The sequence below is a fragment of the Kitasatospora sp. NPDC057198 genome, from assembly GCF_042670125.1.
GTDB lineage: Bacteria > Actinomycetota > Actinomycetes > Streptomycetales > Streptomycetaceae > Kitasatospora.
The window spans coordinates 1-2,420 of the sequence record NZ_JBHUWH010000747.1 but is presented as its reverse complement, the minus strand read 5'-3'; the positions used below and the strand labels follow the sequence as shown (position 1 = coordinate 2,420).

Below are 2,420 nucleotides of genomic sequence, written 5' to 3'. Positions count from 1 at the left end.
AGCGGAAGCGAGGCGACAGTGCCCGTGGCCCCACCACTCCGGACCGCCACCCGCCCGGCGACCACCGTGCCGCCGCCCCGGCCGGAGGTCCGCTCCCACCCGCACCACGCCTTCCGGTGCGAACTGCTGCGCGCCCACCCCGACTTCGACGACTGGCTGGCCGGCACCTTCCTGCGCCTGTACGCGCACGAGGACTTCGCCGCCGCGGCCGCCACCGCCCGCGTCCCCTTCGACTTCGACACCGGAGACGGCCGGCGGGCCCCGCTGCTGGACGTGGAGGAGCACCCGCGGGAGGCCGTCGCCACCCTGCCGGCGGCGGCCGCCTTCCTGGCCGGGGCCACCGGCGCGGGCCACGCGGTGCTGGTGCACGCCGAGAAGTCCCACGTGCCCGGCACCGACGAGTACGGCCGGGCCCGCGCCGTCGGGCAGGTGATGTACGTCCGCGGGCCCGCCCCCGGCACGCTGCAGGCGCACGCCGCGGACGCCGCGGACGGCTACGCGCGCGCCGACACCACGCCCGCCGAGGCCGCGCTCGCCTGCGTCGAGGCCCGCGAGGACACCGGGCACCGGCACCCCGTCCAACTGCTGCGCCCCCGGCCGGGCGGCGCCGCCCGGCGCTTCACCCCCGCCGCCCTGCACCTCGCGCTCACCCGCGCCCTCGACGGCCAACCCGCCTGCGGCACCGGCGGGTTCGCGGGAGAGGACGGCGGCCCGGCCCCCCGGATCACCGCCGGACTGGCCGCCTCGCGCACCCTGCGCGCCCAGGCCGCCCGGATGCTGCACGGCGAACTGCCGCTCGACGTACGGCCGTTCCAGGTCTACCTGGAGCACAAGCAGCGCCTGGCCGCCGCGCTGGACCTGCTCGCCGCCCGGTCCGCCGCCGGTCTCGGCCGGGCCGTCGCCGCCTTCGCGCCCTCGGCCGCCGCCCTCCGGCGCACCGCCGAACTGCGCGGCCAGGCGGCGGAGTTGCGGGACGGGATGGCCGGCCGGGGCGCGGCGCGGCAGGACGTCCGCGGCTGGCTGGAGCAGGCCCGGACGGTGCTCGAACGCGAGCGCCTGCTGCACCACGTCCTGTGCCGGGAGACCGCCCCCAACCGCCGGGTCACCGTTCCCGTCGCGGGCCCGCGCCCCGGCCCGCGCGCGGCCGCGCCCGTGGGCGGATCGGACGGAGCTGGCGGACCGGACGGACCGGGCGGAGCGGACGGAGCGGGTCGTGGCAGCCACTGAGCGCGGCAGCGACCCCGCCGCCCCCACCCCCGGCCCGGCTGCTCCCGTTCCCGCTGCCGGCCCGGCGGTCTCCCCCCGCCGGGCCGTCGCCGCGCTGTTCGCGCTCTCCTTCGCCGCCTTCTGCTTCGTCACCACCGAGGTGCTGCCGACCGGCCTGCTCACCATCATCTCCGCCGACCTGGGCCGCTCCCGCTCCCAGGTCGGCCTGCTGGTCACCGGCTACGCCCTGGTCGTCCTGCTGGCCTCGCTGCCGCTGGCCCGGGCCACCCGCGCGGTGCCGCGCCGACTGCTGCTCGGCGGGACGCTCGCGCTGCTGGCGCTGGCCACCCTGGCCACCGCGCTCGCCGGGAACTTCTGGGTGCTGCTGGCGTCCCGGCTGCTGACCGGCCTCACCCAGGCGATGTTCTGGGCGGTGGTGGCCTCCACCGCGACCGGCCTGTTCCCGCCCGAGGTGCGCGGCCGGATGGTGGCCCGGCTGTCCATCGGCAACGGCCTGGCCCCCGTGCTCGGCGTGCCGGTCGGCACCTGGCTGGCCCAGCAGACCCACTGGCGGGTCACCTTCGGCGTGATGAGCGGACTGAGCGCCGCCACCTGCGTCGTCGTCGTCCTGCTGCTGCCCGGCACCGCCCCCGGGGAGGGCACGGCCACCCGCGGCAGCGCGCCCGACCGCCGCCGGATGACCGTCCTGCTGGTCACCACCGGGCTGGCCGTCACCGGCGCCATGGGCACCTTCACCTACCTCACCCCGCTGCTGCTGGACGTCAGCGGCTTCGGCAAGGGCTCGCTCGGCCCGCTGCTGTCCGTCTCCGGGATCTTCGGCGTGCTCGGCTCCCTGCTGCTCGGCCGCTACCTTGACCGCTACCCGCGGCCGGCGCTGGTCGCGCCGCTGGGCCTGGTCACGGTCGCCATGCTGGGGCTGTTCGCGTGCGGCGGCACCCGGCCGGCGGTGCTGGGGGTGCTGGCGCTGCTCGGCCTGTCCTTCAACGCGCTCGCCGCCGCCATCCAGCACCGGGCCCTCCAGGTGGCGCCCGGCAGCACCGACATGGCCTCGGCCGCGATGAGCGCGGTGTTCAACCTCGGCATCGCGGCCGGCTCCCTGCTGGGCGCGGGCCTGGTGGCCACCACCGGCGTCCGGGCGGTGCCGCTGGTCGGCAGCCTGCTCACCGCCGCGGCGCTGCTGGTGATGCTGACCG

The 2,420-nt window shown here is 78.2% G+C and carries 2 protein-coding genes; both read left to right on the top strand.

Features of this window, described 5'->3' with window-relative positions:
* Window positions 1-24: 24 nt before the first annotated feature.
* A complete protein-coding gene (locus tag ACFUEL_RS38560) occupies window positions 25-1,227 on the top strand; it encodes a hypothetical protein (protein ID WP_380242707.1) in 1,203 nt (400 codons plus the stop codon).
* Window positions 1,214-2,420 (top strand): MFS transporter (locus tag ACFUEL_RS38555; RefSeq protein WP_380242705.1); only part of this gene is annotated, 1,207 nt, incomplete at its 3' end. The genes ACFUEL_RS38560 and ACFUEL_RS38555, both read left to right, overlap by 14 nt.